21 protein-coding genes and 2 pseudogenes are annotated in these 26,554 nt (G+C 71.7%); 12 read left to right on the top strand and 11 right to left on the bottom strand.

What is annotated here, in order from left to right:
* The 5 genes from ACIPSA_RS43920 to ACIPSA_RS43900 form a co-directional block, all read left to right on the top strand.
* The coding region (locus ACIPSA_RS43920) for a sulfate adenylyltransferase subunit 1 (protein ID WP_402645902.1) at nt 1-1,017 on the top strand (1,017 nt) is incomplete at its 5' end.
* 295 nt (nt 1,018-1,312) lie between these two features.
* Nucleotides 1,313-2,359, top strand: coding sequence for an aliphatic sulfonate ABC transporter substrate-binding protein (locus tag ACIPSA_RS43915; RefSeq protein WP_402645924.1), 1,047 nt, complete (start codon nt 1,313-1,315; stop codon nt 2,357-2,359).
* 34 nt (nt 2,360-2,393) lie between these two features.
* Nucleotides 2,394-3,179 carry an ABC transporter ATP-binding protein gene (locus tag ACIPSA_RS43910; RefSeq protein ID WP_402645899.1) on the top strand — a complete coding sequence of 262 codons (786 nt, stop codon included), beginning with the start codon at nt 2,394-2,396 and terminating at the stop codon, nt 3,177-3,179.
* On the top strand, nt 3,166-4,050 hold the full coding sequence (locus tag ACIPSA_RS43905) for an ABC transporter permease (protein ID WP_402645897.1): 885 nt from the start codon (nt 3,166-3,168) through the stop codon (nt 4,048-4,050). Before ACIPSA_RS43910 ends, ACIPSA_RS43905 begins: the two co-directional genes overlap by 14 nt.
* A 6-nt stretch (nt 4,051-4,056) precedes the next feature.
* Nucleotides 4,057-4,809 (top strand): sirohydrochlorin chelatase, encoded by a 753-nt coding sequence (locus ACIPSA_RS43900; RefSeq protein WP_402645894.1) that lies wholly within the window; start codon nt 4,057-4,059, stop codon nt 4,807-4,809.
* On the opposite strand, the gene ACIPSA_RS43895 is transcribed toward ACIPSA_RS43900, so the two are convergent.
* A complete protein-coding gene (locus ACIPSA_RS43895; RefSeq protein WP_402645892.1) occupies nt 4,806-5,795 on the bottom strand; it encodes a helix-turn-helix domain-containing protein in 990 nt (329 codons plus the stop codon). The two genes, ACIPSA_RS43900 and ACIPSA_RS43895, sit on opposite strands and share 4 nt — an antisense overlap.
* A gap of 56 nt (nt 5,796-5,851) precedes the next feature.
* Here ACIPSA_RS43895 and ACIPSA_RS43890 point away from each other — a divergent pair, with 56 nt between their 5' ends.
* On the top strand, nt 5,852-7,168 hold the full coding sequence (locus ACIPSA_RS43890; protein WP_402645890.1) for an MFS transporter: 1,317 nt from the start codon (nt 5,852-5,854) through the stop codon (nt 7,166-7,168).
* Between the two features lie 236 nt (nt 7,169-7,404).
* Here ACIPSA_RS43890 and ACIPSA_RS43885 read toward each other — a convergent pair whose 3' ends face one another.
* The 4 genes from ACIPSA_RS43885 to ACIPSA_RS43870 form a co-directional block, all read right to left on the bottom strand.
* On the bottom strand, nt 7,405-8,025 hold the full coding sequence (locus ACIPSA_RS43885) for a DsbA family protein (RefSeq protein ID WP_402645887.1): 621 nt from the start codon (nt 8,023-8,025) through the stop codon (nt 7,405-7,407).
* Nucleotides 8,026-8,080: 55 nt separating this feature from the next.
* Complete coding sequence (locus ACIPSA_RS43880; RefSeq protein WP_402645884.1) at nt 8,081-8,986, bottom strand: sigma-70 family RNA polymerase sigma factor; 906 nt, start codon at nt 8,984-8,986, stop codon at nt 8,081-8,083.
* Between the two features lie 73 nt (nt 8,987-9,059).
* Entirely contained in the window at nt 9,060-9,662 is a 603-nt protein-coding gene (locus ACIPSA_RS43875; RefSeq protein WP_402645881.1) for a TIGR03086 family metal-binding protein, read from the bottom strand.
* Nucleotides 9,663-9,687: 25 nt separating this feature from the next.
* The gene (locus ACIPSA_RS43870; protein ID WP_402645878.1) at nt 9,688-10,710 is read right to left on the bottom strand and encodes a ketopantoate reductase family protein; all 1,023 of its coding nucleotides are present in this window, start codon (nt 10,708-10,710) and stop codon (nt 9,688-9,690) included.
* A 74-nt stretch (nt 10,711-10,784) separates the two neighbouring features.
* On the opposite strand from ACIPSA_RS43870, the gene ACIPSA_RS43865 reads away from it, so the two are divergent.
* Nucleotides 10,785-11,645, top strand: a complete 861-nt coding sequence (locus ACIPSA_RS43865; RefSeq protein ID WP_402645875.1) for a transglutaminase-like domain-containing protein — start codon at nt 10,785-10,787, stop codon at nt 11,643-11,645.
* Here ACIPSA_RS43865 and ACIPSA_RS43860 read toward each other — a convergent pair.
* Nucleotides 11,626-12,177: a DUF1697 domain-containing protein gene (locus tag ACIPSA_RS43860; RefSeq protein WP_402645873.1), complete on the bottom strand. Its 552-nt coding sequence runs from the start codon at nt 12,175-12,177 to the stop codon at nt 11,626-11,628. The two genes, ACIPSA_RS43865 and ACIPSA_RS43860, sit on opposite strands and share 20 nt — an antisense overlap.
* A gap of 394 nt (nt 12,178-12,571) precedes the next feature.
* Here ACIPSA_RS43860 and ACIPSA_RS43855 point away from each other — a divergent pair, with 394 nt between their 5' ends.
* Together ACIPSA_RS43855 and ACIPSA_RS43850 are read left to right on the top strand one after the other, a co-directional pair.
* Nucleotides 12,572-14,815 carry an MMPL family transporter gene (locus ACIPSA_RS43855; protein WP_402645870.1) on the top strand — a complete coding sequence of 748 codons (2,244 nt, stop codon included), beginning with the start codon at nt 12,572-12,574 and terminating at the stop codon, nt 14,813-14,815.
* Between the two features lie 162 nt (nt 14,816-14,977).
* Nucleotides 14,978-15,841 carry a phosphotransferase enzyme family protein gene (locus ACIPSA_RS43850; RefSeq protein WP_402645867.1) on the top strand — a complete coding sequence of 288 codons (864 nt, stop codon included), beginning with the start codon at nt 14,978-14,980 and terminating at the stop codon, nt 15,839-15,841.
* A gap of 329 nt (nt 15,842-16,170) precedes the next feature.
* Here ACIPSA_RS43850 and ACIPSA_RS43845 read toward each other — a convergent pair whose 3' ends face one another.
* From ACIPSA_RS43845 to ACIPSA_RS43830, 4 genes are all read right to left on the bottom strand, one after another.
* The gene (locus tag ACIPSA_RS43845) at nt 16,171-16,896 is read right to left on the bottom strand and encodes a 3'-5' exonuclease (protein ID WP_402645865.1); all 726 of its coding nucleotides are present in this window, start codon (nt 16,894-16,896) and stop codon (nt 16,171-16,173) included.
* Between the two features lie 102 nt (nt 16,897-16,998).
* The gene (locus tag ACIPSA_RS43840) at nt 16,999-18,246 is read right to left on the bottom strand and encodes an SAV2148 family HEPN domain-containing protein (protein WP_402645862.1); all 1,248 of its coding nucleotides are present in this window, start codon (nt 18,244-18,246) and stop codon (nt 16,999-17,001) included.
* Nucleotides 18,247-18,349: 103 nt separating this feature from the next.
* A complete protein-coding gene (locus ACIPSA_RS43835; protein ID WP_402645860.1) occupies nt 18,350-19,696 on the bottom strand; it encodes a copper amine oxidase in 1,347 nt (448 codons plus the stop codon).
* Nucleotides 19,697-19,751: 55 nt separating this feature from the next.
* The gene (locus ACIPSA_RS43830; RefSeq protein WP_402645857.1) at nt 19,752-20,567 is read right to left on the bottom strand and encodes a Tat pathway signal sequence domain protein; all 816 of its coding nucleotides are present in this window, start codon (nt 20,565-20,567) and stop codon (nt 19,752-19,754) included.
* 195 nt (nt 20,568-20,762) lie between these two features.
* Here ACIPSA_RS43830 and glgX point away from each other — a divergent pair, with 195 nt between their 5' ends.
* Both glgX and treY read left to right on the top strand, forming a co-directional pair.
* The gene (glgX, locus tag ACIPSA_RS43825; RefSeq protein ID WP_402645855.1) at nt 20,763-22,889 is read left to right on the top strand and encodes a glycogen debranching protein GlgX; all 2,127 of its coding nucleotides are present in this window, start codon (nt 20,763-20,765) and stop codon (nt 22,887-22,889) included.
* A gap of 125 nt (nt 22,890-23,014) precedes the next feature.
* Nucleotides 23,015-25,390 (top strand): malto-oligosyltrehalose synthase, encoded by a 2,376-nt coding sequence (treY, locus tag ACIPSA_RS43820; RefSeq protein WP_402645854.1) that lies wholly within the window; start codon nt 23,015-23,017, stop codon nt 25,388-25,390.
* Nucleotides 25,391-25,642: 252 nt separating this feature from the next.
* Here treY and ACIPSA_RS43815 read toward each other — a convergent pair.
* A pseudogene (locus ACIPSA_RS43815) lies at nt 25,643-25,918 on the bottom strand (LysR substrate-binding domain-containing protein); the annotation flags it as partial.
* Here ACIPSA_RS43815 and ACIPSA_RS43810 point away from each other — a divergent pair.
* Nucleotides 25,911-26,459: pseudogene (locus ACIPSA_RS43810) on the top strand (dihydrolipoyl dehydrogenase); the annotation flags it as partial. The pseudogenes ACIPSA_RS43815 and ACIPSA_RS43810 sit on opposite strands and share 8 nt — an antisense overlap.
* Nucleotides 26,460-26,554 lie beyond the last annotated feature (95 nt).

Genomic DNA, 26,554 nt, shown 5'->3' with positions numbered 1-26,554 from the left:
CGCAACATGGTGACGGGTGCCTCCACCGCCGAGCTCACGGTGGTCCTCGTCGACGCCCGCAACGGCGTCGTCGAGCAGACCCGCCGGCACGCCGCAATCGCCGCCCTCCTCCGCGTCCCGCACGTGGTCCTCGCGGTCAACAAGATGGACCTCGTCGACTACCAGGAGTCCGTGTTCGCCGCGATCGCCGAGGAGTTCACGGCGTACGCGACCGAGCTGGGCGTCCCCGAGGTCACCGCGATCCCGATCTCGGCGCTCGCGGGCGACAACGTCGTGGAGCCGTCGGCGAACATGGACTGGTACGGCGGGCCGACGGTGCTGGAGCACCTGGAGACCGTGCCGGTCAGCCACGACCTGGCGCACTGCCACGCACGGCTGCCCGTGCAGTACGTGATCCGGCCGCAGACCGCCGAGCACCCGGACTACCGGGGCTACGCGGGCCAGATCGCCGCCGGTTCGTTCCGCGTGGGCGAGCAGGTGACGATCCTGCCGTCCGGCCGGACGACGCGGATCTCCGGCATCGACCTGCTCGGCACGCCGGTCGACGTGGCCTGGACGACCCAGTCGGTGACCGTCCTGCTGGAGGACGACATCGACGTCTCGCGCGGCGACCTGATCGTGCCCAGCAAGGACGCCCCGGCGACCACCCAGGACGTCGAAGCCACCGTCTGCCACGTCGCGGACCAGCCGCTGACCGTCGGGCACCGCGTGCTGCTCAAGCACGGCACCCGCACGGTCAAGGCGATCGTCAAGGACATCCCGTCCCGTCTCACCCTCGACGACCTGTCCCTGCACCCGCACCCGGGACAGCTCGTCGCCAACGACATCGGCCGGGTGAAGATCCGCACCGCCGAGCCGCTGCCGGTCGACTCCTACGCCGACTCGCGCCGCACCGGCTCGTTCATCCTGATCGACCCGAACGACGGCACCACGCTCACCGCCGGCATGGTCGGCGAGTCGTTCGCGTCCCCGGAGCCGGTCAAGGACGAGTCCGAAGACGACGGCTGGGACTTCTGACCATGAAGTCGACCGATTTCTACTCGATGTTCGCGAAGGAGGGCGGCCGCGTCGGCAGCGGCGACCTCGGCAGCGGGCAGGGCGGAGTGGCGCGATGTGCGCGGTGACGTGCGCGCACTGCCGGCGCGCCCGCACCCCCCACCGCAAGCGAAGACCTGCCGATCTCCCGGCCGCGGCCTGACAGACCGTGACCGCCGGGCCAACGAGAGGAACCCCTCCCGTGCCTGCCACCCGCTCACCCAGTTCGGCGTTCCTCCGCCGCGGCACAGCCGTGCTCGTCGCCCTCCCCCTTCTCATGCTCGCCGCCTGCGGCTACGGGTCGAAGGCCGACGAGGACACGGCCGACGCGAAGGTCGCCGCCGGTGCCGAGAAGGTCGACGGCCTCGACTCCGTGAAGATCGGCTACTTCGGCAACCTCACCCACGCCACCGCGCTGGTCGGCAAGCGGAATGGCTTCTTCCAGAAGGAGCTCGGGGCCACGCGGGCCAAGTACCAGGTCTTCAGCGCGGGCCCGTCCGAGACCGAGGCCCTCAACTCGGGCTCCATCGACATCGGCTGGATCGGTCCCTCCCCGGCGGTCAACGGCTACACCAAGTCGGACGGCAAGAACCTGCGCATCATCGGCGGTTCGGCGTCGGGCGGTGTGAAGCTGGTCGTCAACCCGGACAAGATCAAGTCCCTGAAGGACGTCAAGGGCAAGAAGATCGCGACGCCTCAGCTCGGCAACACGCAGGACGTGGCGTTCCTCAACTGGATCGCGGAGCAGGGCTGGAAGGTCGACGCGGAGAGCGGCAAGGGCGATGTCTCCGTCGTCCGCACCGACAACAAGATCACTCCGGACGCCTACAAGTCCGGTTCCATCGACGGGGCCTGGGTACCGGAGCCGACCGCGTCCAAGCTGGTCGCCGAGGGCGGCAAGGTGCTGCTCGACGAGTCGACGCTGTGGCCGGACAAGAAGTTCGTGATCACGAACATCATCGTGCGGCAGTCCTTCCTCAAGGAGCACCCGAAGGCCGTCGAGGCGGTCCTGAAGGCGTCGGTCGAGACCAACAAGTGGATCAACGCCAACCCGGACGAGGCGAGGGCCGCGGCGAACAGGCAGCTGGGGCTCGACTCCGGCAAGGAACTGCCGGCCGACGTCCTGGACCCGGCGTGGAAGTCCATCCGGATCACCGACGACCCGCTGGCCGCCACGCTCGACACCGAGGCGCAGCACGCGGTCAAGGCGGGTCTGCTTGAGAACCCGAAGCTGGATGGCATCTATGACCTCACTCTCCTGAACAAGGTCCTCGTGGCCGCGGGTGAGAGCTCCGTCAGCGACGCCGGTCTCGGCGTCAAGTAAGTCCGGATCCGAGAGTTCCCAGGAGGTGACGATCATGGCAACCGCCCTCGCCAAGGCCGATGACGTCGAGGTGGTCGAGTACGCCGCCCGCATCGAGCACGTCTCGAAGTCCTTCGCCGGCCCCGCCGGGCAGCAGCTCGTGCTCGACGACATCACGCTGGATGTCGCACCGGGCGAGTTCGTCACCCTCCTGGGAGCCTCCGGCTGCGGCAAGTCGACCCTGCTGAACCTGGTGGCGGGGCTCGACAAGCCCTCCGCCGGAAGCATCGCGACCCATGGGCGCCCCGCCCTGATGTTCCAGGAGCACGCCCTGTTCCCGTGGCTCACCGCGGGCAAGAACATCGAACTCGCCCTGCGGCTGAGGGGAGTTCCGAAGAACGAACGACGCGGCCGCGCCGAGGAGCTCCTCGAACTCGTACGACTGCAGGGCTCGTACGGCAAACGGGTGCACGAACTGTCCGGCGGCATGCGCCAGCGCGTGGCCATGGCCCGCGCGCTCGCCCAGGACAGCCAGCTGCTGCTGATGGACGAACCCTTCGCCGCACTCGACGCGATCACCCGCGACGTGCTGCACGACGAACTCACCCGCATCTGGGCCGAGACCGGACTGTCCGTCCTGTTCGTCACCCACAACGTGCGCGAAGCGGTCCGCCTCGCCCAGCGGGTCGTGCTGCTCTCGTCCCGTCCGGGCCGGGTGGCCCGCCAGTGGCAGGTGGACATCCCCCAGCCACGGCGCATCGAGGACGCGCCGGTCGCCGAACTGTCCCTCGAGATCACCGATGTACTGCGTGGGGAGATCCGCCGTCATGGCCAGCACTGAGACGAAGACCGCCGCGGACGCGGGGAGCGTCGAGGCGGGTCTGGACGCCCTGGAGACCGCCGTCACCGGCCGGACCCCGTTGCGGCAGACCTTCACCGGCAAGATCCTGCCGCCGCTCGTCGCCACCGCGGTGGTGCTGGTCGTGTGGCAGGCGCTGATCTCGTTCAAGATCGTCGACGATCCGACGAAGCTTCCGTCGCCCGCCGACGTGGGCAGCGAGTTCAAGAACGCCTGGCTGGAAGGCAAGCTGCTCGGCTACATCTGGACGAGTGTCTCGCGCGGTCTGCTGGGCTTCCTGTTCGCGCTGGCCATCGGCACCCCGCTGGGTCTGCTGGTGGCGAGGGTGAGGTTCGTGCGCGCGGCCATCGGCCCGGTCCTGTCCGGTCTGCAGTCGCTGCCGTCGGTGGCGTGGGTGCCGCCGGCGGTGATCTGGCTGGGCCTGAACAACTCGATGATGTACGCGGTGATCCTGCTCGGCGCGGTCCCGTCCATCGCCAACGGCCTCGTCTCCGGCATCGACCAGGTGCCGCCGCTGTTCCTGCGGGCGGGCCGCACGATGGGCGCGACGGGGCTGAAGGGCGCGTGGCACATCGTCCTGCCCGCCTCGCTGCCGGGCTACCTGGCGGGTCTGAAGCAGGGCTGGGCCTTCTCCTGGCGCTCACTGATGGCCGCCGAGATCATCGCCTCCTCCCCCGACCTGGGCATCGGCCTCGGCGCACTGCTCGAGAACGGCCGCAACGCCAGCTCCATGTCCATGGTGTTCGAAGCCATCTTCCTCATCCTCTTCGTCGGCATCGCCATCGACCTGCTCATCTTCAGCCCGCTGGAACGATGGGTCCTGCGCAGCCGCGGCCTGCTGGTCAAGAGCTGAGGTCCCATGCGTCAGAAGCCGGTTCTTCTCGTCATCGCCCACGGCAGCCGTGACCCGCGGCACGCCGCGACCGTGCATGCCCTCGTGCGGCGGGTACGGTCGCTGCGGCCGGGGCTGCGCGTGGAGACCGGCTTCCTGGACTTCAACATCCCGTCCGTGCACGGGGTGCTGGAGTCGCTGGCGACGGAGGGCGTACGGGACGTCGTGGCCCTGCCGTTGCTGCTGACCCGAGCCTTCCACGCGAAGGCCGACATCCCCGCCGTGCTGCGGGACGCGCCGTCGCGGCTGCGGATCCGGCAGGCGGAGGTGCTCGGCCCGTCCCCGCTGCTGCTCTCGGCGCTGGAACGGCGTTTGTACGAGGCGGGGCTCGCGCCCGCCGACAAGTCCTCGACCGGGGTCGTGCTGGCCTCGGCGGGGTCCACGGACCCGGAGGCGATCGCGGTGATCGCAGCAATCGCGCGGGAGTGGCGGCACACCGGTTGGTGCGCCGTGCGACCCGCGTTCGCCTCCGCTGCATTTCCCGCGGGGTTCCCACGCACCGAGGACGCGGTGCGGGAGCTGCGCGACCTCGGCTGTGAGCGGGTCGCGGTCGCCCCGTACGTGCTGGCCCCCGGCTTCCTGCCGGACCGTATCGCGCGGGGCGCGGCGGAGGCGGACGTCCTGGCCGACGTGCTCGGCCCGGCGCCGGAGGTGGCACGGGTGCTGCTGGAACGCTACGACGCGGCGCGGGCCCCGATGCTGGCCGCTGTGGGGGCCTAGCGGCACAGGTCGTCGCCGAGGCGGGTTCTGGCGTAGCGGACGATCCGGCCGCTGCGGGTGCGGGTGAGCAGGCCCGCGTCGTAGAGGACGGCCAGGTGCTGGCTGACGGCGCCGGGGGTGATGTCGAGGCGGTGGGCGAGTTCCGTGGTGGACGCCGGTTCCGCGAGGAGCAGGAGAAGTCGGGCGCGGGGGCGGCCCAGGAGCCGTATCAGGGCGCGGTCGGTGACCGGGGGCGGTTCCTCGGAGAGGGTGGCGCGGCCGCGGGCCGGATAGATCAGCGTCGGTGGGCGCGAGGGGTCGATCAGGGGCTGGGCGCCGCGGGCGAACAGTGTGGGCAGCAGCACCAGGCCCCGCCCGGCGATGCTGATCCCGGGCTCGGGCCAGGGGGCGCGCGCCCAGAATCCCTGGGTGACCAGCCGGAGGTGGTGGCCGGTCCAGCTGAGCCGTGAGTCGAGTCCCGACAGGAGTGCGCCCGCTCCCTGTTCCGTCAGTACCCGTCCCCGGTGGGCGAGGTCGGCCTCCAGGATGCTCTGCACCCTCGGCCACCAGTCGTCGGCCAGGCAGGCGTGCCAGTAGGCGTCGAGGGCGTCCGCGATCCGGGTGAGGAACGCGGTGGGGTCGGCGAGGCCGCGGGCGACGACGGGCGGCAGGGCGTCCTCGGTGCGGTAGGTGGCCCGGAAGTCGGCGTCGACGAGGTCGGGCGGGGTGGCGCGAAGCTGGTCCAGTTCGTCGGCGAAGGCGGGGCGGGCCCGTTCGGGGCGGGGGGTGAGGAAGTCCGGCACCCACAGCCAGGGGGCGACGAGGGCGGTGAGCAGTTCGCGGTCGAGGGACTCCATGCGGGGGCGGATACGGCGCAGCCAGGGCCGGTGGTGCGGGTAGCGGGCGGGGTCGTGCAGGCAGCGCAGCGAGAACACCGTCTCCTGGAGCGGGGAGTACGCGAAGGAGGTGGTGGCGAGGTCGCCCACGGCGAAGCGGAACTCGATCATTTAGTGCCATGCTAAATCATTGTCGACGCGGGTCGGAGGCCAGCTTTGCTGTCAACATGACCACGACACCCGCTTCCTCGGCTCCTGACCAGGGCAGTTCCCCGGCCGGCACGGAGACCCGGCAGCACGCCACCCGGGCCGCCGGCTTGCTGCCCGCCGACCCGGTCCTGCGCAAGGCCGCGCTGCTGACCATGGTCAACTCCCTCGGCAACGGCCTCTTCTTCCCCCTCGGCGTCCTCTACTTCACCCGTATCGTCGGCCTCGACGCGACCGCGGTCGGACTCGGTATGACGGTCGCCGGGCTGGTGGGGGTGGCCGCCGGGGTGCCCGCGGGGCGGGCCGCGGACCGGTGGGGCGCCCGGCGGGTGGGTGCGCTGCTGTGGGGCGGGACCGGGTTGGCCACGGCGTCGTACGTCCTGGTGCACTCGTACGCGGGTTTCCTCGTCGCCCTGGTCTGTACGACCGGGCTGCTGATGGCGAGTCGCGGGGCGCAGGGGGCGCTGTACGCGGACGTGCTGCCGGCGGCGACGCGGGTGGAGGCCCGGGCGTATCTGCGGACGGTCACGAACGTCGGGATGGGCATCGGCGGGGCGTTCGGTGCGATCGCTCTCCAACTCGACACGCGGGGCGCCTATGTGACGGTGATTCTGGTCAACGCCCTGTCGTTCACCGGGCCCGCGTTGCTGTTGCCCCGGCTGCCGCTGGCGCCGCACGTCCTGGAGCGGCCGTCCCTCGCGGCCGACGCCGCGGCCTCGGAGCGCTGGCGCGCGGTGCGTGATCTGCCGTTTCTCGCGGTGACCGTGCTGAACGCCGTGCTGGTCGTGCAGTACACGCTGTCCGAGGTCGGGCTGCCGCTGTGGATCGTGGAGCGGACCGAGGCCCCGCGCTGGACCGCGGCGCTGCTGATGATCGTGAACTGCGTGCTGGTGGCCCTGCTCCAGGTGCGGGCCGCCCGTCGGACGTCCCAAGTGGCCGGCGCCGTACGGGCGATGGGCTGGGCCGGGCTGCTGCTGGCCGTGTCGTGCGCGGTGTACGCGCTCTCGGCGGGCCTCTCCCCTGTGTGGGCGGTGCTCGCGCTGATCGTCGGCTCGGTGGTGCAGGTCCTGGCCGAGGTGCTGTCCGCGGCCGGCGGCTGGACCCTCGGCTACGAACTCGCCGACGCCCGTGTCCACGGGGTGTACCAGGGTGTCTTTGGCGCCGGCATGTCCGCGGGGATGATGGCGGGCCCGGCGCTGGTCACCGTGACGGCGATCCAGCACGGCAGGTACGGCTGGGCGGCCCTCGGCGTGCTGTTCGCGGTGGCGGGCCTGGCCGTCCGTCCCGCGGTGCGCTGGGCGCAGCGGGACGGGGACTGGCGGGGCGAACCCGTGTGAGGGGCCCGCGGATCGTCCGCGGTCCGGCGCTCCCCTGTGACGTCGGACCGCGGACGACCGGCCGGCACACGGCTTCCGGCTCCCGCGAGCCTCCTTGCCGTGCCCGGCCTCTTAGTACTGCGTCACTTGCTGCGTAAGTGTCACACCGGGTCAGAATCCGGCTCCCTAGGACCCCGAAGGCCAACGGGCGGACGGGGTAGGCCAGTTGTTCCCCGCCCGGCTGATGCTTGATCAGATCAGTCGAAGCGGAGTCCTCCCGTACGGGTGCGCTTGAGCTCGAAGAAGTCCGGGTGGGTGGCCAGGACGCGGAAGCTGTCGAAGAGTTCGGCCGCCCGCTCGCCTCGCGGAACGGCACGCAGCACCGGGCCGAACCACGCCGTTCCGTCGACGTGAAGGGTCGGTGTTCCCACGTAGGCCCCCGATTCCCGTTCCACGCCCGCCTCATGGCTCCGGCGCACCGCGTCGTCGTGGGCCGGGTCGTGCGCGGCGGCCGCGAGGTCGGCCGGGAGCCCGAGTTCGGCGAGGGATTCGGCGATCACCACGTCGAAGTCCTTCGTCCCGCGGTCGTGGATGCGGGTGCCGAGCGCCGTGTACAGGTCGCGCAGTACCCCCTCGCCGTGCCGTTCGGCGGCGGCCACGGCGACCCGTACCAGGCCGATCGAGCGGTTCACCAGGTCGCGGTACCAGTCGGGGAGTTCGTTGCCGGTGTTGTGCAGGTACAGGCTCATCACATGGAAGCGGAGGTCGAGCGGGCGTTCGCGCTCGACCTCCAGCAGCCAGCGGGAGGTGATCCAGGCGAAGGGGCAGGCCGGGTCGAAGTAGAAGCTGACCGGGGTCCTGGTCTCGGAGTGCGTCATGACGGCGACGCTAGTCCGCCAATGGTCCAGGATCACGGCCCACTTGCATGCTCTCTCATTGATCCATTTCCACGACCCCGATGTCGATCCGCCCGAGCCGCTCCGGCTCCGCGATCACCTCGATCTCCGTGATCCGGTCCTCCTCGACCGTGAAGGCCAGCACCAGGCGCAGCCGGCCGGACGGCGCCATCACCAGTCCGAACCCGCCGTCCAGCAGGGCGAGTCCGGTGAACTGCGCACGGGCCACGGCGGCCATGGCGCCGCGGGCGACCGGGTCGGCGCCGCGGACGGTGACCGGTTCGGGGGTGGGGACGACCAGGGCGTCGGCGCGCAGGACCACGTCCGGGTCGAGGAGCGCCACCAGTGCCGCGAGGTCCCCGCCGCGGGTGGCGGCCAGGAAGGCCTCGACGGCCTTGCGACGGCGGCCCGGGTCACCGGTGGGATCGGGGGTGTGTCCCCGGACCCGCCGACGGGCCCGGCTGGCGAGCTGCCGGGTGGCGGCCGGGGTCTTCTCGATCAGCGGGGCGATGTCGTCGAAGGGCACGGCGAACATGTCGTGCAGCACGAAGGCGACCCGTTCGGCCGGTGCCAGCGCGTCGAGGACGACCAGCAGGGCGACCCCGACCTCGTCGGCCATGAGCGCCTCCCGCGCCGGATCGCCGCCGCCCTCCGCGCCGGTGGCCGCGTCCGGCTCGTGTGTCTCCAGGGACTCCTCGCGCCGGGTGCGCCGCGCCCGCAGCAGGTTCAGGCACACCCGGGTCACCACGGTGGTCAGCCACCCGGTGAGGTTCTCCACCCCGCTGATGTCGGCCCGGCCGGCGCGCAGCCAGGCGTCCTGCACCGCGTCGTCGGCCTCGGCCGCCGAGCCGAGCAGCCGGTAGGCCACGGCCGTCAGATGCGGGCGGTCCGCCTCGAATCGCTCGGCCAGCCGAAGCCCGCCGTCCCCCGTTGTGTCGTTCACCGTGCCGTGTTCCCTTCTCCGTCCGGATGCCGTGAGCGGTCGGGGGATACGAAACGCCGGGAGAGCCGAAAGATCAACTGTTTGCGGGCAGTTCTCCGGCCGGTCGCGGGTCCCGGCCGCTCGACGCCAGCGCCCGGTCGAACACGGGGGCGCCGTCGGGCACCGGCACCGGGTCCGCGAAGCCGTCGTACTGGCGGTAGAGGTCGCCGTGGGTCTCGACCACGTCGAGGACGAGGCGGGCCGCGCCCTCGGAGACGCGGTACTGCTGGCCGGTGGCGGTCGCGACGTCCCAGCCGTGCACCGCCGTCTCCTTGATGATCATCGACGCGAGTTCGGCGGCCGGCATCTTCGCCATGCCGAGGTCGACCTCGCCCTCCCACACCGCCGGGTCCGCCCAGGCGGCCACCGCGCGGTCCAGCTGGGCGGCGTACGCCTCGGCCCAGTCGGGGTCCGCGGTGAAGTCACGGGCGGTCAGCTCCTCGGGGAGCTGCTTGCGCAGGGCACGGTGTTCCAGGCCGTGCGAGGTGTACAGGACCCAGTGGTTGACGAGGGCGCGGACGTCCCAGTCGGTGCAGTGGGTCGGGTCGTCGAGCTGTGCCGCGGTGACACCGCGCGCCACACGCGCCGCCTCGGCAGCACATTCGATCATGTACGGGTGCATGTCGTCGTACGTCATGCGTCTCACGCTAGGGAGAGCGCGCTCAGGTCTCTTGAACAAACGCGACAGCCTCGTCCGCCAGCCGTACGAGCTCGGCGACCGGCATCGACCCGGCGGCCCGCCGCTCCCGCGCGAACGCGTTGGCGAGCCGCTGGAGCAGCTCGTTCAGCGGAGTCGGTACGCCGTGCAGACGGCCCAGGAGGACGATCTCGCCGTTGAGGTGGTCGGCCTCGATGGTGCCGGTGCCGCGGGCGAGGGACTGCCAGGAGGAGCCGCCGCCGCTCCGCGCGCCGTCGAGCGGGACGAGGGTGATCTTGTCGCCGCGGGCGGCCTTCTGTTCCTCGGCGCTCGCGTACGCGAGCCCGGCCGCGTCGAGCACGCGCTCGCCCTCGGCCCGCACCCTGGCGTAGAGCGCCTGTGCCGCCTCGTCCTGGAGCGGACCGCTGAGCGCCTCGACGGCGTTGCCGAGGTTGCCGAGCAGCTTGGCGTACTGCCAGCGGGCCACGTCGGCCACGACCGGCGCCTCGAAGTGGGAGGCCGTCAGGTCGGCGGCTATCCGCCGGGCGGTGTCGTCGATGCCGTGCGGGTGGCGGCCGAGGTACAGGATGCCGGTGAGCGGGGTACCGGCGGCGGAGACGACTCCGGGTTCGACGAAGGCCGAGGGCAGCCAGACGCAGACGCCGTACACATGCCGGAAGCGGCGCAGCGCGAGGCGCTGGCTCTCCACACCGTTCTGCGCGCAGACGAGGGGGAGCCGCTCGGCCGCCGTGCCGCCGCCCGCGACCGGCACCGGGGCCCACGTCTGGAGGGCGGCCACGCTGTCCTGTGTCTTCACCGCCAGCACCAGCACGTCGTCGGCGCGCAGTTCGCCGAGGGGGCCCGGTCCGTCGACGACCGGCAGCCGGTACGTCAGCTCTCCTTCCGGCACCCTCAGCCGCAGCCCGCCCTCGCTCAGCGCCGTGTGATGCCGGCCCCGCGCGACAAGGACGACCTCGTGCCCGGCTTGGGCCAGCCGTCCCCCGACGGTTCCGCCGACCGCCCCCGCCCCGATGATGATGTAGCGCATGCGGAGAGCCTCGCACATCCGTGCGCGGCCCCTCGGTTGACCTTGTCCCTGGGGCAGGGCCGAGGGTCGCGGGCATGGACGACTTCTACCTGAGGCAGACGCCGTACAGCGATCCGGGCGATCTGGACGTCGGTGACCTGCCGCGCGACCCGCGCCTGCTCACGGCTCTCGTACGCGGCCTGGTCCTCCACCGGCTGGAGGGCGAGCGGGTCGGGTACGACATCCCGCGGGCGCGGCTGCATCACGACGGCGAGACCCGGTACGTCACCGGGATCCTGCGGATCCTTCGTGAGCGCAAGAACGCTCCGCTCACCGAGAGGCGCTCGTACGACGAGCAGTTCGTGGGCACGTGCCGGGACTATGCGCTGCTGCTGTGCTCGCTGCTGCGGGCGACCGGGACCCCGGCCCGCGTCCGGGGCGGTTACGGCACCTACTTCGTCGCCGGCTTCCACGACGACCACTGGGTGACCGAGTACCAACTTCCGGACGGCGCCTGGCGGTTGGTCGACCCTCAGGTGTCCGCCGACTTCTACGACGTGCCCTTCGACCCGCTGGACGTGCCCCGGGACCGGTTCGTGGTGGCGGGGCAGGCGTGGCGGGCCTGTCGGGCCGGGGAGGCCGACCCGCGGACGTTCGGGGTCTGGGCCGATCCCGAACTGCGGGGCATGTGGCTCGTGTTCAACTCCGTCGTCCTTGACCTCGCGGCTCTGGGCGGCACGGAGCCGCTGCCCTGGGACGGCTGGGGGCTCGCGGGCCCGCAGGGCTACGCGTCGCTGACGGAGGACGACCTCGCCCTGATCGACGCCGTGGCCGCGGCCGGCACGACCGAGGAGTTCCGGCGCCTGCACGCGGACCCGCGGCTCGCCGTGCCGCGCGAGATCCTCTCCCTGTCGCCCTTCCTGGGCCCGCGCACGGTCACTCTCCCCCGGCGGTGAGCTCCACCAGTTTGACGACCGTGTTCCAGTTCCGGCTCGTGGCGATCAGCCCCTTGGTGACCCGCGGCCGGGACAGGACCTCGGCGAGTTTGGAGCGGCCGAGGCCCTCCGGGGCGTACAGGTAGAGCGCGCGGTCGCCGAGCCGGAACTCCTCGGGGAGATGGGCGGCCGGGTCGATCCCGGCGAAGCGGTCCGCGGTGACCGGCGCGGAGAAGTACGTGACGTGGAGCTGCCTGGCCTCCAGTTCGGCGGCCGGGAAGGGGCAGGACTCGGCCACCCCCCGCAGGTAGGCGTGGTCGCGCACGATCACGTCGACCGAGAAGCCGAAGTGCCGCTCGACGGCATCCGCGAGCTCCGCGGCCAGGGACTCCTCGTCGCCGCGGCCGGTGGCGAAGACGGCCTGGCCGCTCTGCAGATGGGTGTGTACGCCGCCGTACCCGAGGCCTTCCATGAGCGTGCGCAGCTCGGCCATCGGGAGCTTCTTCCTGCCGCCCACGTTGATCCCGCGCAGCAGCGCCGCATACGTCGTCATCCGGACACCATAGAGCGGTTGTCGTGCCCCGTGGGGGTGGGCACGACAACCGCTCGCCCGTGACGGGCTGCGCGAAACTCTGGCCGATCGGACTGGTGCGGATCAACAGCTTCACGCAGCTGTGACTTGATCAACAAGGTTTCGTCATCACAAAGTGGATCTCTGCCGACGGAACGGACGCCCCTGATCACCACCCCCTAGAGGCTCGGATAGATGTAAGGGGCCGACATCCTCCTCAGCGGTGAGACCCCGGAGTCCGAGAGGAGGACACCGGCCCGCCGCACTTCACCGGGCAGCACGACGAGACGTTCTTATCCAGCCCATACCTTCGAATCGGACACAGCGAAGACGTGGCGGCGGGGGCCGTCACCGCACACGAGGGGGCAATCCCGTCATGGGGAACGGAGACACGCGGGTGCGGGGCCTGGCCGCCCGGGCCGGCGGCTGGAGCGCCCGGCACCGGTGGGCCGCCGTCGGCATCTGGATACTGTTCGTCGTCCTGGCCATGGGGCTCGGTTCGGCGGCGGGCCGGGTCGACGTCGACGAGGCCGACCAGCTCAAGGGCGAGACCCACACCGCCGCGAGGATCATCGACGACGCGGGGATCAAGCAGCCGGCCGGCGAGACGGTCCTGATCCAGTCGAAGGACGGTTCCGTCAAGGCCGCGGACGCCGAGTTCAAGGCCGCCGTCGCCGACGTCGTCAAGGCGGTCGAGGGCACCGGCGAGGTCACGGGCGTCACGTCGCCGTACGACACCGGGACCATCGCGAAGGACGGCCGCAGCGCGCTGGTGCAGTTCGACATGCGCGGCGACGCGGACACCGCCGCCGACCGGGTCGAGCCGGTGCTGAAGGCCGTCGCGGGCGTGCAGAAGGGCCATGGGTCGGTGCGGGTCGCGGAGATCGGCTCCGCCAGCATGCAGAAGCAGTACAAGGACGCCTTCGGCAACGACTTCCAGCAGGCCGAGCTCTCCGCCGTGCCGGTGGCCCTCGGCATTCTCCTCATCGCCTTCGGTGCGCTGGTGGCCGCGCTGCTGCCGGTGGCGCTGGCGATCACCGCGATCATGGCGACGATGGGTCTGATGGGCATCGTCAGCCATCTGCAGGCGATGAGCGACACCGCGAACTCCGTGATGCTGCTGGTCGGTATGGCGGTCGGCGTCGACTACTGCCTGTTCTACCTGCGCCGGGAGCGCGAGGAGCGTGAGGCCGGGCGGGACGCCGGGACCGCGCTGCAGATCGCCGCCGCCACCAGCGGCCGCGCGATCATCGTCTCCGGTGTCACGGTGTGCGTGGCGATGGCGGGCATGCTCTTCACCGGACTCTCCGGGTTCGAGGCGATGGGCCTGGCCTCGCTGATGGTCGTGGCCGTCGCCATGGTCGGTTCCGTGACCGTCCTGCCCGCGCTGCTGTCCCTGCTGGGCGAGCGCGTCGAGAAGGGCCGGATCCCGTTCCTGCGCCGCCGCAAGCGCGCCGGCGGCACGGAGAGCCGGTTCTGGACCGCCGTCCTCAAGGGCGTGCTCGCCAAGCCCCTGGTCTCCGTCGTCGTCGCGGCGGGCGCTCTGCTCGCCGTCGCCGCGCCGGCACTGGGCATGAAGACCTCGCAGCTCACGCTGGACCAGGAGTTCGGCGACTCGCTGCCGATGGTGCAGACCTACGACCGGGTCAACGCGGCCTTCCCGGGCGGCTCCGAGCCGGCCTCGGTGGTCGTCAGGGCGAAGGACATCAACGCGCCCGAGGTACGGCAGGCACTGGCCGACTTCAAGAAGCAGGCGATCGACTCGGGCGCCTCGCAGGGCCCGATCGAGATCAAGCTGCACGACGCGCAGAACGTCGCCCTGGTGTCCGTGCCGCTGGTCGGCGGCTCCGACATGGGCAAGGCGACCAAGAGCCTGGAGAAGCTCCGCGACGAGGTGCGGCCCGCCACTCTCGGCAAGGTCGAGGGCGTCCAGGCGCCGGTCACCGGACAGGTCGCGGGCAACCACGACTTCAACGACCAGCTGATCGGCTCCGTCGTCCCGGTCTTCGCGTTCGTGGTCGTCTTCGCCTTCCTGCTGATGCTGCTGTCGTTCCGCTCGCTGACCGTCGCGATCACGTCCATCGTGCTGAACCTGCTGTCGGTGGGCGCGGCCTACGGCATCCTCGTCGCCGTCTTCCAGCACGGCTGGGGCGCCTCGCTGGTGGGCGCGGAGGGCGTCGGCGCCATCGTGACCTGGCTGCCGCTGTTCCTCTTCGTGATCCTGTTCGGTCTGTCGATGGACTACCACGTGTTCGTGGTCTCCCGGATCCGTGAGGCGCGGCTGCGCGGCCGTACGACGAACGACGCGATCCAGCACGGCGTGGTCACCACGGCCGGTGTCGTCACCAGCGCCGCGGTCATCATGGTCGCCGTGTTCGCGATCTTCGGCACGCTGTCCATGCAGTCCATGAAGCAGATGGGCGTCGGCCTCGCGGCCGCGGTGCTCATCGACGCCACGGTCATCCGCGGTGTGCTGCTGCCCGCGGTGATGGCGCTCCTCGGTGAGCGCAACTGGTACCTGCCGAAGTGGCTGCACCGGATGCCCGACTTCACCCACGACGAGTCGCCGGAGGCTCTGGCGCCGGCCGTACCTGACGAGAGTGAACCGCTGAGGGTCTGAGCCTTCTTACGAACCTCTGCGGAACGAGGGCCCGTTGGTCTCCGGGGGAGCCAACGGGCCCTCGCCCGTGCCCCGCACCGGGTCGGGCCTGCACGGATGCCAGACTGACCGTCGGACGGCGAGCACCTGACGCCGTCGCGACGTCGAACATGGAGGCGGAGGATGGACGAGGCACGGGCGCGGGACGTACTGGCCCGGGCGGGGGTACTGCCGGGTCCGGCACGGGACGCGCGACTCCTCGCCCTGGGCGAGAACGCGGTGTTCGCCGCCGGTGACCTGGTCGTCAAGGTGGGCCGCGACGCCGAGCTCCTGGACCGGGCCCGGCGCGAGCTGGAGATCGCCGGATGGCTGGCCGAGGCCGGCGTGCCGGCGGTGCGGGCGGCCGGGTCCGGGGCGCTGCTGGTGCAGGGACACCCAGTGACCGTGTGGCACCGGCTGCCCGCCTCCGTACGGCCCGCCGAGCCGCGGGATCTGGCCGAACTGCTCCGGCTCGTGCACGCGCTCCCCTCCCCCGCCTTCGCGCTGCCGCGCCGCGAGCTGCTGGACGGTGTGGAGCGCTGGCTGCGGCTCGCGGGCGACGCGATCGACCCGGCGGACGCCGCGTATCTGCGTGAGCGGCGTGACGGCTTCGCGGCGGCCGCGGCCGCGCTGACGCCGCAACTGCCGCCGGGGCCGATCCACGGCGACGCGCTGCCCCGCAATGTGCACATCGGCCCCGACGGTCCGGTCCTGGTCGACCTGGAGACCTTCTCCGCCGACCTGCGCGAGCACGACCTGGTGGTCATGGCCCTCTTCCGCGACCGCTACGGCCTGCCCGCCGGGGCCTACGACTCCTTCACCGAGGCGTACGGCTGGGACGTGCGCGAGTGGGAGGGCTGTTCGGTGCTGCGCGGTGCCCGCGAGACGGCGAGCTGCGCCTGGGTCGCCCAGCACGCCCCGGCCAACCCCGAGGCGCTGGCCGAGTTCCGGCGCCGGGTGGGGTCGTTGCGGGACGGGGACGAGACGGTGCGGTGGTTTTCGTTCTGAGCCCATCACGCCGCCCGGCGCCGGCAGGCGTATGACGTTGGCGCCGACGCCGGGTGTGCGCAGCCGGGCGCTTTCCGGCGGGGCGTTGGCGCCGACGCCGGGACCGCGCAACCCGGCGCTGACAGGATGCCGCCGCGCCCACCCGTGCCGCCCCAGGCGGCACGACTGCTCGCAGCTGAGCGGAACAGGAGTCTTCTCGCCCGCGGCTACGCGAATCGCGCGCCCGCGCCTGAGCGGATCGGGCGCGCGCAGCCAAGCGGAGCGGAAGTCCTCTCGCCCGCGGCCACGCGGGTCGCGTGGCCGCGGTCATGCGGATCGCGCGTCCGTGGCTACGTCGGGCGGCTCTCCGCCAACTGTCGCAGGGGCCATGTTCCGTCGATCACCGCGTCCTGGTCGCCCTTGCTGCGGAGGAACTTCTGGAAGTCCGCCGCCCATTCGGCGTACCAGTCGATCTGGCGGCGGTGCAGCTCCGCTGGACCGAGGGCCGCGATCTTGGGGTGGCGGTCGGCTATCGCGCAGGCCAGGCGGGCCGCGGCGAGGGCGTCGGCGCAGGCGTCGTGGGCGGAGTCCAGGGCGATGCCGTACTCCGCGCAGACGGCTTCGAGGTTGCGCTTGCCCCGGCGGTAGCGGTCGACCCACCGGTCGATGGTGTACGGGTCGACGACCGGGGCCGGGTCGATGCCGCCCAGGCGGTCGGACAGGGACGGCAGGCCGTACCGCCGCAGTTCGGCGGAGAGCAGGGTCAGGTCGAAGGCGGCGTTGTAGGCGACGACGGGTATGCCCGTCCTCCAGTAGGACGTGAGGACGTCCGCGATGGCGTCCGCGACCTGGTCGGCCGGCCGGCCCTCGGCCGCCGCGCGTTCGTTGCTGATGCCGTGCACGGCCACCGCGTCGGCCGGGATCTCCACGCCCGGGTCCGCCAGCCACTCCCGGCGCCCCACGGGCCGGCCGGCCCTGACCTCGATCACGGCCCCCGTGACGATGCGCGCCTCACGCGGATCGGTCCCGGTCGTCTCCAGGTCGAAGCCGATCAGCAGCTCCCGGTGCCAGCCCATGGGCGGCCCCCCTTCTTGGTGGTGCTTTCCCCCAGTGGTCTCCACGATCGCATGCGCCACTGACAATCCGAGGACCGCGTTCCGCTTGCGCCCGGTGACGGTTCAGGACACAGGCCGCGAATCCGCCCAGTTCAGCTCGAATTCCTCACGGTATGTCGGGAAGAGGCCGCCTTCGATCCCTTCGTCGACATCACCCGCCTTGACCACGTGGCTTCCGTTGCGCAGCACCAGCACCGGCACCTCCATCCCTCGTGCCCCGCGCAGATAGGACTGCACGACGGCGACGCCGTCCGCACCGTCGCCGTCCACGAGGTAGGCCGTGAAGCGCGGCGTCTCGTCGTACACCTGGATCTCGAAGGCGCCCGGATCGCGCAGCCGGGACCGCACCCGGCGCATGTGCAGGATGTTCATCTCGACGGAGCGGCTCAGTTCGCCCCGTTTCATCCCGAGTTCGCGCTCGCGCCGCTTCACCGCGCTGGAGGCCGGGTTCAGGAAGAGCAGCCGCACCCGGCAGCCGGACTCGGCCAGGCGCACCAGCCGTCGTCCGGAGAAGTTCTGCACGAGCAGGTTGAGGCCGATGCCGATGGCGTCGAGGCGGCGGGCGCCGCCGAAGATGTCCTCGGCGGGGAACTGGCGCAGCAGCCGCACCCGGTCGGGGTGCACGGCGACCACGTCGGCGTACCGGTCGCCGACCAGGTCCTCGACGGCGTCGACGGGCAGCCGGCGCGCGGACGGCACGTCGCCGCCCGCGCCGAGCATCTCCAGCAGCCGGGCGGAGGCGCGTTCGGCCTGGTTGAGGACGGCCTCGGACAGGGCCCGGTTGCGGGAGACGACGTTGCGGGTCACTTCGAGCTCGTCCAGGGCGAGTTCGACGTCCCGGCGCTCGTCGAAGTAGGGCTCGAAGCACGGCCAGTGCTGCACCATGAGCTCGCGCAACTGGGGCAGCGTGAGGAAGCTGAGGACGTTGTCGTCGGCCGGGTCGAGCAAGTAGCCCTTGCGGCGGCTGACTTCGCGCACGGCGACCGCACGCTGAACCCACTCCTGCCCCGCGGGGCCGGCCGCGGCGACCACCCACTCGTCGCCGTGGACGGGTTCGTAGATGGGCCGCAGAACAGCGGCCACGACCGTGCGCAGCCGCTGTTCGACGAGGTTCAGCCAGATGTAGGCCCGGCCGGCCCGCTGGGCGCGCGTACGCACCTCGAGCCAGGCGTCGGCGTCCCAGTCCAGTTCCGGCCCGATGGCACCGGCGTCCATCGGCCGCGCCAGGGACACCGCGCCGGGCGGGACGTCTGCGGAGTTCCCCTCGTGACCCTCGTCACCAGGGGGCAGCTCCAGCCCTCCCGAGCCCACCCGTGCACCGCCTTCCGCTCCCCCGAGCTCTCCCCGTCTCAACGATCAAGGAAGGGTACTCCGGGAGCGGTCGACGGTGCAGCTGGATGGACAGGGTCGTTTCTCAACTACGAGGCCGCCAGTGCCCGTTCTGCCACGCGAGCTCGTCGGGAGTGAGCGGATTCATAGCGGTGACGTCGCGCGGGGCGATGGAGAAGCCCTGCCAGTGGACCGGCATGGGCTGCTGGTCCTCGTCCCGGGCGATGTGGTGGAAGCCCACGTTCATCCAGACCACCGGGTGGGTGAGCGTCTGGCCGTTGACCCACTTGTCGACGGACTTGCCCGCTCCGGCGGGGCAGTTGCCGGGGTTGTTGCTGGCGAACTGCTCGCACTTGTTGTACTCGGTGAAGTACACGTCGTGCTTGGTGAAGCTGCGGCCCGGGTACCTGGTGGTCGGGCCGGGGACGATCTCGTACGAACGGGCGTGCCCGTCCTTGTTCTTGCCGGTCGCGCTGACCATCCGCCACCAGCGGTAGGTCTTGGCGTCGCCCGCGAGTTCCTTGGTGACGTTGGTGCGGGTGGTCTTGTTGGTCGGCGCCTCCTGACCGTGCGCCGGCGCGCTGACCGCCGAGTCGTACTGCTCGACCTTCCCCTTGGAGGAGCCGTCGAGGCCGAAGTCCAGCCGCCAGAAGACGTTGTGGCTGTGGCTGGTGGCGTAGGCCTTGGCGCCCTTGCCTATGGGCCAGCCGCGGCCGTCGCCGGCGTCGTAGTCCTCGTAGGAGAGGCTGCCGGTGGCGCCGACGTTCATGTTGATCGTGCCGTCGTCCTGGAAGCGCCACTCGGTCATGTACTCGTACCAGCCGACCTGGTTGACCGTGTAGACCAGCAGGTCCTTGCCCTGGGCCTGGTAGACCTTGTTCGCGCTGTCGCCCTGCATGCGGTAGGCGTGACCGCGCGAACGGGTCGTGGTGCACAGGCCGTTGACGTTCGCGTGCGCCGGGTCCCAGGAGTCCGGGACCTTGACGCTCTTGATGGTTCCGCCGGGGCACTCGCCGGGGGCCAGGTTCACCAGGCCCTGCGCGAAGCCGAAGCCGGTCAGGTCGTCGTACTCGACGCTTCCGTCGTCGTACGGGACGTCGATCTGGGCGAGCCGGGCGCTGTTGAGGACCTTGATCGGCGCGCTCTCGCCCTTGGGCTGGTAGGAGACGTCCTCCAGGACCATCCCGGCCTTGCTGTCGTAGCGCCAGCACATCCGCCAGGTGGTGCCGCTGGAGAGCTTCTGCTCGATCTTGTAGTTGGCGCTGCAGTCGGCGGCCGCCGCTGCCGCCGTCCTCGGCTGGGCCACGGCCGGCCCCGCACCGGTCGTCGCACCGGCGGCCAGCGCGGCCACCGACAGGCCAACGGCCGCCCGCGTGCGGACACGGCTGTTTCCCCGTGGCCGGGGGCCGCTGATTGAGCTCTTTACGCGCATGACGAAGAGACTCCCTTGAAGGAGATGCGAGTGGGAAAGATGAACGGACGGCGGCTCAGTCGCGGCCGAGCTTGGCGACCTTGCGGGCGCTCAGGTCGATGATCAGCGACCTGGCATCGATCCAGGGGCCGTTCTTGACCTTCGGGAACAGCCGCACACACCGGTGTTCGCCGCACTTGTCGAGCACGGCGGGCTGGGCGCCCGGAGTGGCCCGGTAGACCGCGCCATTGAACAGCAACTGGTCCGGGGAGGTGAGCTCCTGGCCGGTGGCGTCCTTGTAGTCGGCCTTGAGGCCGGCGCCGAGCGGGTCGGCGATCAGGATCCTGGCCGCCTCGGCGTTCTCGGCACGGCTCAGCGGCGGCTGGACGCCGTGCTGGGTGCCGGTCTTCACGACCTTCCCGGTGTCGAGGTCCACCGTCTTGGTGACGAGGGTGTCGTTCCGGTAGTCGTAGAACGTCACGTCCGCGCGGCGGGGCGCGTTCGGGTCGTCCAGTTCGCCGGCGTCCGGGTCGGCCAGGTCGACGGTGAGGCGCTGCGGGCCGCGGCTGCCCTTGACGTTCTCACTGGAGGCGAGGCCCTGCCCGCCCGCGGCGATCTTCTCGACCCGCGTGATCTCGTCGTCGGTCAGCGGGTCGCGGCCCTTGCCCTTCTCGCCCTCGGCGGGGGCCTGTTCGACCACGCCCGGCGCGGCCGTCGTGCCCTGCCCCGACGCGGCCTGCTGCGCGGACCCGCCGCCCGACCCGCTGCCCCCCGATTCGTCCGCCCCCGCGGTCCCCGGCAGCGTGATCCCGACCATCACCGCGGTGCCGGCCACCGCTATCGCCGCACCGGCCACCACCTTGCCGAGATGGCGGTGCACTATTTTGCGCACATCTTCCCCTTACTCCCCGTGATCCCCGGGAGTACGTGTCTGCCCCACTGATTCGGCATCAGCGTTCACACGAGTCGCTGTATGCACCGGTCGCCCGGTAAGAGGGACGTAAGTCACAGGGGGTTCCATCACTTTCGGGGAGACTCGTGGGCAAGGCATCCCCAGGAGCGCGGGACACCTGAAAGAGTCGTTGCCATGCAGGTCTGGCCTGGACAGGCGTATCCGCTCGGCGCCACGTACGACGGCGCCGGGACCAACTTCGCGGTCTTCACGGAGGCCGCGGACCGAGTAGAGCTGTGTCTGCTGCACGACGACGGCTCGGAGACGGCGGTGGAACTGCGGGAGAGCGACGCGTTCGTGCGGCACGCGTACCTGCCGGGCGTCATGCCGGGGCAGCGGTACGGGTTCCGGGTGCACGGCCCGTACGACCCGGGGCGCGGACTGCGCTGCAACTCCGCGAAGCTGCTGCTCGACCCGTACGCGAAAGCCGTCAGCGGGGCGGTCCGGTGGGGCGAGGAGGTGTACGGCCACCACTTCGACGCGCCCGAGAAGCGCAACGACCTGGACTCGGCCCCGCACACCATGACGTCGGTCGTGGTCAACCCGTACTTCGACTGGGGCGACGACCGTCGGCCGCGCACCGAGTACCACCACACCGTGATCTACGAGGCCCATGTGAAGGGCCTGACCATGCGCCATCCGGGGCTGCCCGAGGAGCTGCGCGGCACCTACGCGGGTCTCGCGCACCCGGCGGTCGTCGAGCACCTGACGAAGCTCGGCGTCACGGCCCTGGAGCTGATGCCGGTGCACCAGTTCGTGAACGACCACCGCCTGGTCGACATGGGCATGAACAACTACTGGGGCTACAACACCATCGGCTTCTTCGCCCCGCACAACGCGTACGCCTCCTGGGGCGACCGCGGCCAGCAGGTCCTGGAGTTCAAGTCGGCGGTCCGGACGCTGCACGAGGCCGGGATCGAGGTCATCCTGGACGTGGTCTACAACCACACCGCCGAGGGCAACCACCTGGGCCCGACGCTGTCCTTCCGGGGCCTGGACAACCCGTCGTACTACCGCCTGGCGAACGACCCGCGCTACTACATGGACACCACGGGCACCGGGAACTCGCTGCTCATGCGGTCCCCGCACGTCCTGCAGCTGATCATGGACTCGCTGCGCTACTGGGTCACCGAAATGCATGTCGACGGCTTCCGCTTCGACCTCGCCGCGACCCTGGCCCGGCAGTTCCACGAGGTGGACCGGCTGTCGTCGTTCTTCGACCTGGTGCAGCAGGACCCGGTGGTCTCGCAGGTCAAGCTGATCGCCGAGCCGTGGGACGTGGGCGAGGGCGGCTACCAGGTGGGCAACTTCCCGCCGTTGTGGACCGAGTGGAACGGCAAGTACCGCGACACCGTACGGGACCTGTGGCGGGGCGAGCCACGCGCGCTCGCGGAGTTCGCGTCCCGGCTGACGGGTTCGTCCGACCTCTACCAGGACGACGGGCGGCGCCCGCTGGCCTCGATCAACTTCGTGACCTGCCACGACGGGTTCACGCTGCACGACCTGGTGGCGTACAACGACAAGCACAACGAGGCCAACGGCGAGGACAACCGGGACGGCGAGAGCCACAACCGGTCCTGGAACTGCGGCGTGGAGGGCGACAGCGACGACCCCGGTGTACTGGCGCTGCGGGCCCGCCAGATGCGGAACTTCGTCGCGACGCTGATGCTCTCCCAGGGCATGCCGATGATCAGTCACGGGGACGAGTACGCGCGCACCCAACGCGGCAACAACAACGCGTACTGCCAGGACAGTGAGGTGTCCTGGCTCCAGTGGCCCGACCCCGGCGAGCGCGGCGAGCACGGCGGCGAACTGCTGGAGTTCATGCGCGCGATGGTATGGCTGCGCAAGGACCACCCGGTCTTCCGCAGGCGGCGCTTCTTCCACGGGCGCCCGGTGGAGGGTACGCACGACGAGCTCTCCGACATCGCCTGGTTCACCCCTGAGGGCAAGGAGATGACCCAGCGGGACTGGGACTCGGCGCGGGCCTCGGCGCTGACGGTGTTCCTCAACGGCAACGCGATCTCCGAGCCAGGCCCGCGCGGGGAACGTATCGGCGACGACTCGTTCCTGCTGATGTTCAACGCCTCGCCGGAGTCCCTGGACTTCGCGGTGCCGGTCGATCACGGCCGACAGTGGCAGGTCGTGGTCGACACCGCCCGCGTCGACGGGGTGCCGCCGGGTACGGGTCCGAAGGTGGCGGCCGGGGAACGCCTGACCCTGGTGGACAGGAGCCTGACGGTGCTGCAGCGGCCCGCCTAGCCGCGTCCCCGGGACCTTCGCCCACGCGCGTGTGCCGGGCTTCTCGCTCGAATGCCGCTCGCGCGCGTGGGGCAGGTGGCGGGGGTGGTGACAGGAAGGGCGGCGGGATGGGTACGTAGGTCTGCATGACATCTGAGCGACCCGGACCCGTGGTGCCGACGGCCACCTACCGGTTGCAGCTGCAGCCCGTGTTCCCGTTCGCGGCCGCGGCGGCCGCCGTGCCGTACCTGGCGTCGCTCGGCGTCTCGCACCTGCACCTGTCCCCCGTCCTGGAGTCCGTTCCGGGCTCCACCCACGGATACGACGTCGTGGACCACGCGCGCGTGCGCGGCGAACTCGGCGGGGAGGAGGGCCTGCGCGCGCTGTCGCGTACCGCTCGGGAGCACGGTCTCGGCCTGGTGGTGGACATCGTGCCGAACCACATGGCCATGGCCCCGCGCCACAACCGCGCCCTGTGGGAGGTGCTGCGGGAGGGTCCCAAGTCGCCGTACGCGCGCTGGTTCGACATCGACTGGGAGGCGCAGGACGGACAGGTGCTGCTGCCGGTGCTCGGCGGCCCGGTCGGCGCGGAGATCGGGCACCTGGTGGTCGACGGGGGCGTGCTGCGCTACCACGACCACGTCTTCCCGCTGCGCGAGGGCACCGAGGAGCTTCCGCTGCCGAGGCTCCTGGACGCGCAGTGGTACCGGCCGGTGTGGTGGCGGCTGGCCCGTACGGAGCTCAACTACCGGCGTTTCTTCAGCATCTCGGAGCTCGTCGGGGTGCGGGTGGAGGACCCGGAGGTCTTCGAGGCCACGCACGGCAAGATCCTCCAGCTGCTGCACGAGGGCGTGGTCGACGGGCTGCGCATCGACCATCCCGACGGTCTCGCCGACCCCGACGGCTATCTGGCGCGGCTGCACGCGGCGACCGGCGGGCGCTGGACGGTCGTCGAGAAGATCCTGGCCGACGGGGAGCGCCTGCCGGCCTCGTGGCCCGTCGCGGGCACCACCGGCTACGACGCCCTCCGGCACGTCGACGGCCTGTTCACGGACCCGGTGGGGGCCGGTGAACTGCTCGGGCGGTACCGGCGGTTCGCGGCTCCGCAGACGGACCGGGGCGGCGACTGGGCGGCGACGGTGCGGCGGGCGGCGTACAAGGTGCTCACACACGAGCTGGCCGCCGAGACGGACCGGCTGACCCGGGTGGCGAGCCGGCTGTGCACAGGCTCGCCGGACCCGGCGCTGCGCGACCGCGCCCCCTGGGCGCTGCGCACCGCGCTGCAGGAGCTGCTCGTGCGGCTGCGGGTGTACCGGCCGTACGCGTCCGGTGACGCGGCCCGTGTCGTCACCGAGGAGGCCGCCGAGGAGGCCCGCCGTGCCTTCGTCGTGCCCGAGGAGGGCGGGGCGGTCGACGTGGTGCGCGAACTGCTGGTCGGGCCCGCCGGTGACGGCCCCGGGGTCGCGGAGTTCCGCGCGCGGTTTGCGCAGACCTCGTCGGCGCTGCGCGCCAAGTCCGTGGAGGACACGGCGTTCTACCGCTATGTTCCGCTGCTGTCGGCGACCGAGGTGGGCGGCGACCCGGGCCACCCGGGGGTGTCCCCGGAGGAGTTCCACGCGTACTGCGCGCGTGTGCAGCGCGACTGGCCGGTCACCGGGACCGTGGTGTCGACGCACGACACCAAGCGCAGCGCCGACGTGCGCGCGGCGCTGGCCGTGCTGACCGAGTGCCCGGGGCGCTGGGCGGACGTGCTCGCCGAGGTGACCCGCGACGGCGAAGGCGTGCCGGACGCGCAGCTGGCGTGGGCGGCCTGGCAGACAGTGTTCGGGCTGGGCCCGACGGCCGGGGAGCGGGTCCGGGAGGCCCTGCTGAAGCACGTGCGCGAGGCCGGCCTGTACACGAGCTGGACGGAGCAGGAGCGGCCGTACGAGGAGGCGGTGGCGGCGTTCGTCGCGGAGGGGCCGTGCGGGGCGCCCGGCGAGCGCGTGGCCGCTCTGCGGGGCTCCCTGGAGGCACACATCCGGGCGAACGTGCTGGGCACGGCCCTGGTCCACCTGACGATGCCCGGGGTGCCGGACCTCTACCAGGGCACGGAGGGCGAGTACCGGGCGCTGGTGGACCCGGACAACCGGCGGCCGGTGCGGTTCCCGCCCGCGGCGGCCGAGGCCTCCGGGGTGTCGGTGGAGAAGGCCGCGGTGACGGCGGCCGCGCTGCGGCTGCGCGCGCGGCGGCCGGACGTCTTCGGCGACACGGCGACGTACACGCCGCTGGCCGCGGAGGGCCCGGCCGCCGCACACTGCGTGGCGTTCGCGCGCTCCGGGGAGGTGGTGACGGCCGTGACGCGGCTGTCGCTGCGGCTGGCGGAGGCGGGCGGCTGGCGTGACACGCGGCTGCCGCTGCCACCGGGGCGGTGGGCCGACGCGCTGGCACCCGAACGGGAGTTCACGGGGCACGCGCGCGTGGCGGAACTCTTCGGGGGGATGCCGGTGGCGCTGCTGGAACGGGTCGCGGACGAGGGCTGAGACCCGGGCGCCCCGCAGCGCGGAGCGGTCCGGGCCGAGCGGTGAGCCGGGCCCGCGGCCCGCGATCGGGGTCGGCGACGTCCGTGCACGGTACGGACGGGAGGCCGGGGCCCGTGCGGCGCCGGCGGTGCACACGCGCGGTGTCCTCGTACGGCGGCCGGAGGGGGCGACGACCGTGGCGGCGGGCTGCCGGTCGCGGAACTCGGACACCGGGTCGGGCTCGCGGGTGGTCGCACGCACGCGTGGATGTGTTCAGCCGGCCGCCGTGTCGCCCGGGCCGCAGTCCTCGTACGTCCGGACCGGTGCGGCGGGCATACGCGGGGACGGCCAGGTCTCGCGCAGGAGGTCGACGAAGGCCTCGGCGGCGCCGGTGGGCGGCACGCGCGCGTAGACGGTGAGGGCGCGTCTCCAGGGCGGGTCGGGCGTGAGGACCACGCAGTCCTCGCCGACCGCGCCGCGCACGATGTGGGCGGGCGCCACGCACACCCCGACTCCGGCGGCGGCCATACGCACGGCCGTGGACGTGTGCGGCTTCGTGGTACCGGCGGACTGGAGCCGGCTGGAGACGGCCGTACCGGCCATCCACGTCGTGGGCGACCTGCTGCCGCCGCCCTCCCTCGGGCTGGCCCACGCCTCCTTCGCCGAGGGCCTGCTGGTGGCCGAGACGCTGGCGGGGCTGCCGTCCGCGCCGGTCGACCACGCCGCCGTGCCCCGGGTCACCTACTCGTCGCCGCAGACCGCGTCCGTGGGGCTGAGCGAGGCGGAGGCACGCGCGCGTGGGCACGACGTCGAGGTCAACACGATGCCGCTGACGGCCGTCGCCAAGGGAATGCTGCACGGGCAGGGCGGGATGGTGAAGGTCGTCGCCGAGGCCGGCGGTGGACAGGTGCTCGGCGTGCATCTGGTGGGTCCGAACGTGTCCGAGATGATCGCCGAGGGCCAGCTGATCGTCGGCTGGGACGCCCAGCCCTCCGACATGGCCCGGCACGTCCACGGGCATCCGACGCTGTCGGAGGCGGTCGGCGAGGCGTTCCTGACGCTCGCCGGGCGAGGCCTGCACCAGCAGTGAGCGTGAATGCTCCTGGGCGCCCCCAGGAGCCTCCGCCGCGACGTCCTTGACAGTTCACCTACTCCGTGCGGCACTGAAGATGGCGAAGACGGGCG

It is taken from the genome of Streptomyces sp. NPDC086549 (genome assembly GCF_044746205.1).
Classification (GTDB): Bacteria; Actinomycetota; Actinomycetes; order Streptomycetales; family Streptomycetaceae; genus Streptomyces.
The sequence above is the reverse complement of the archived record's forward strand: the minus strand, read 5'-3'. Positions and strand labels throughout refer to the sequence as shown.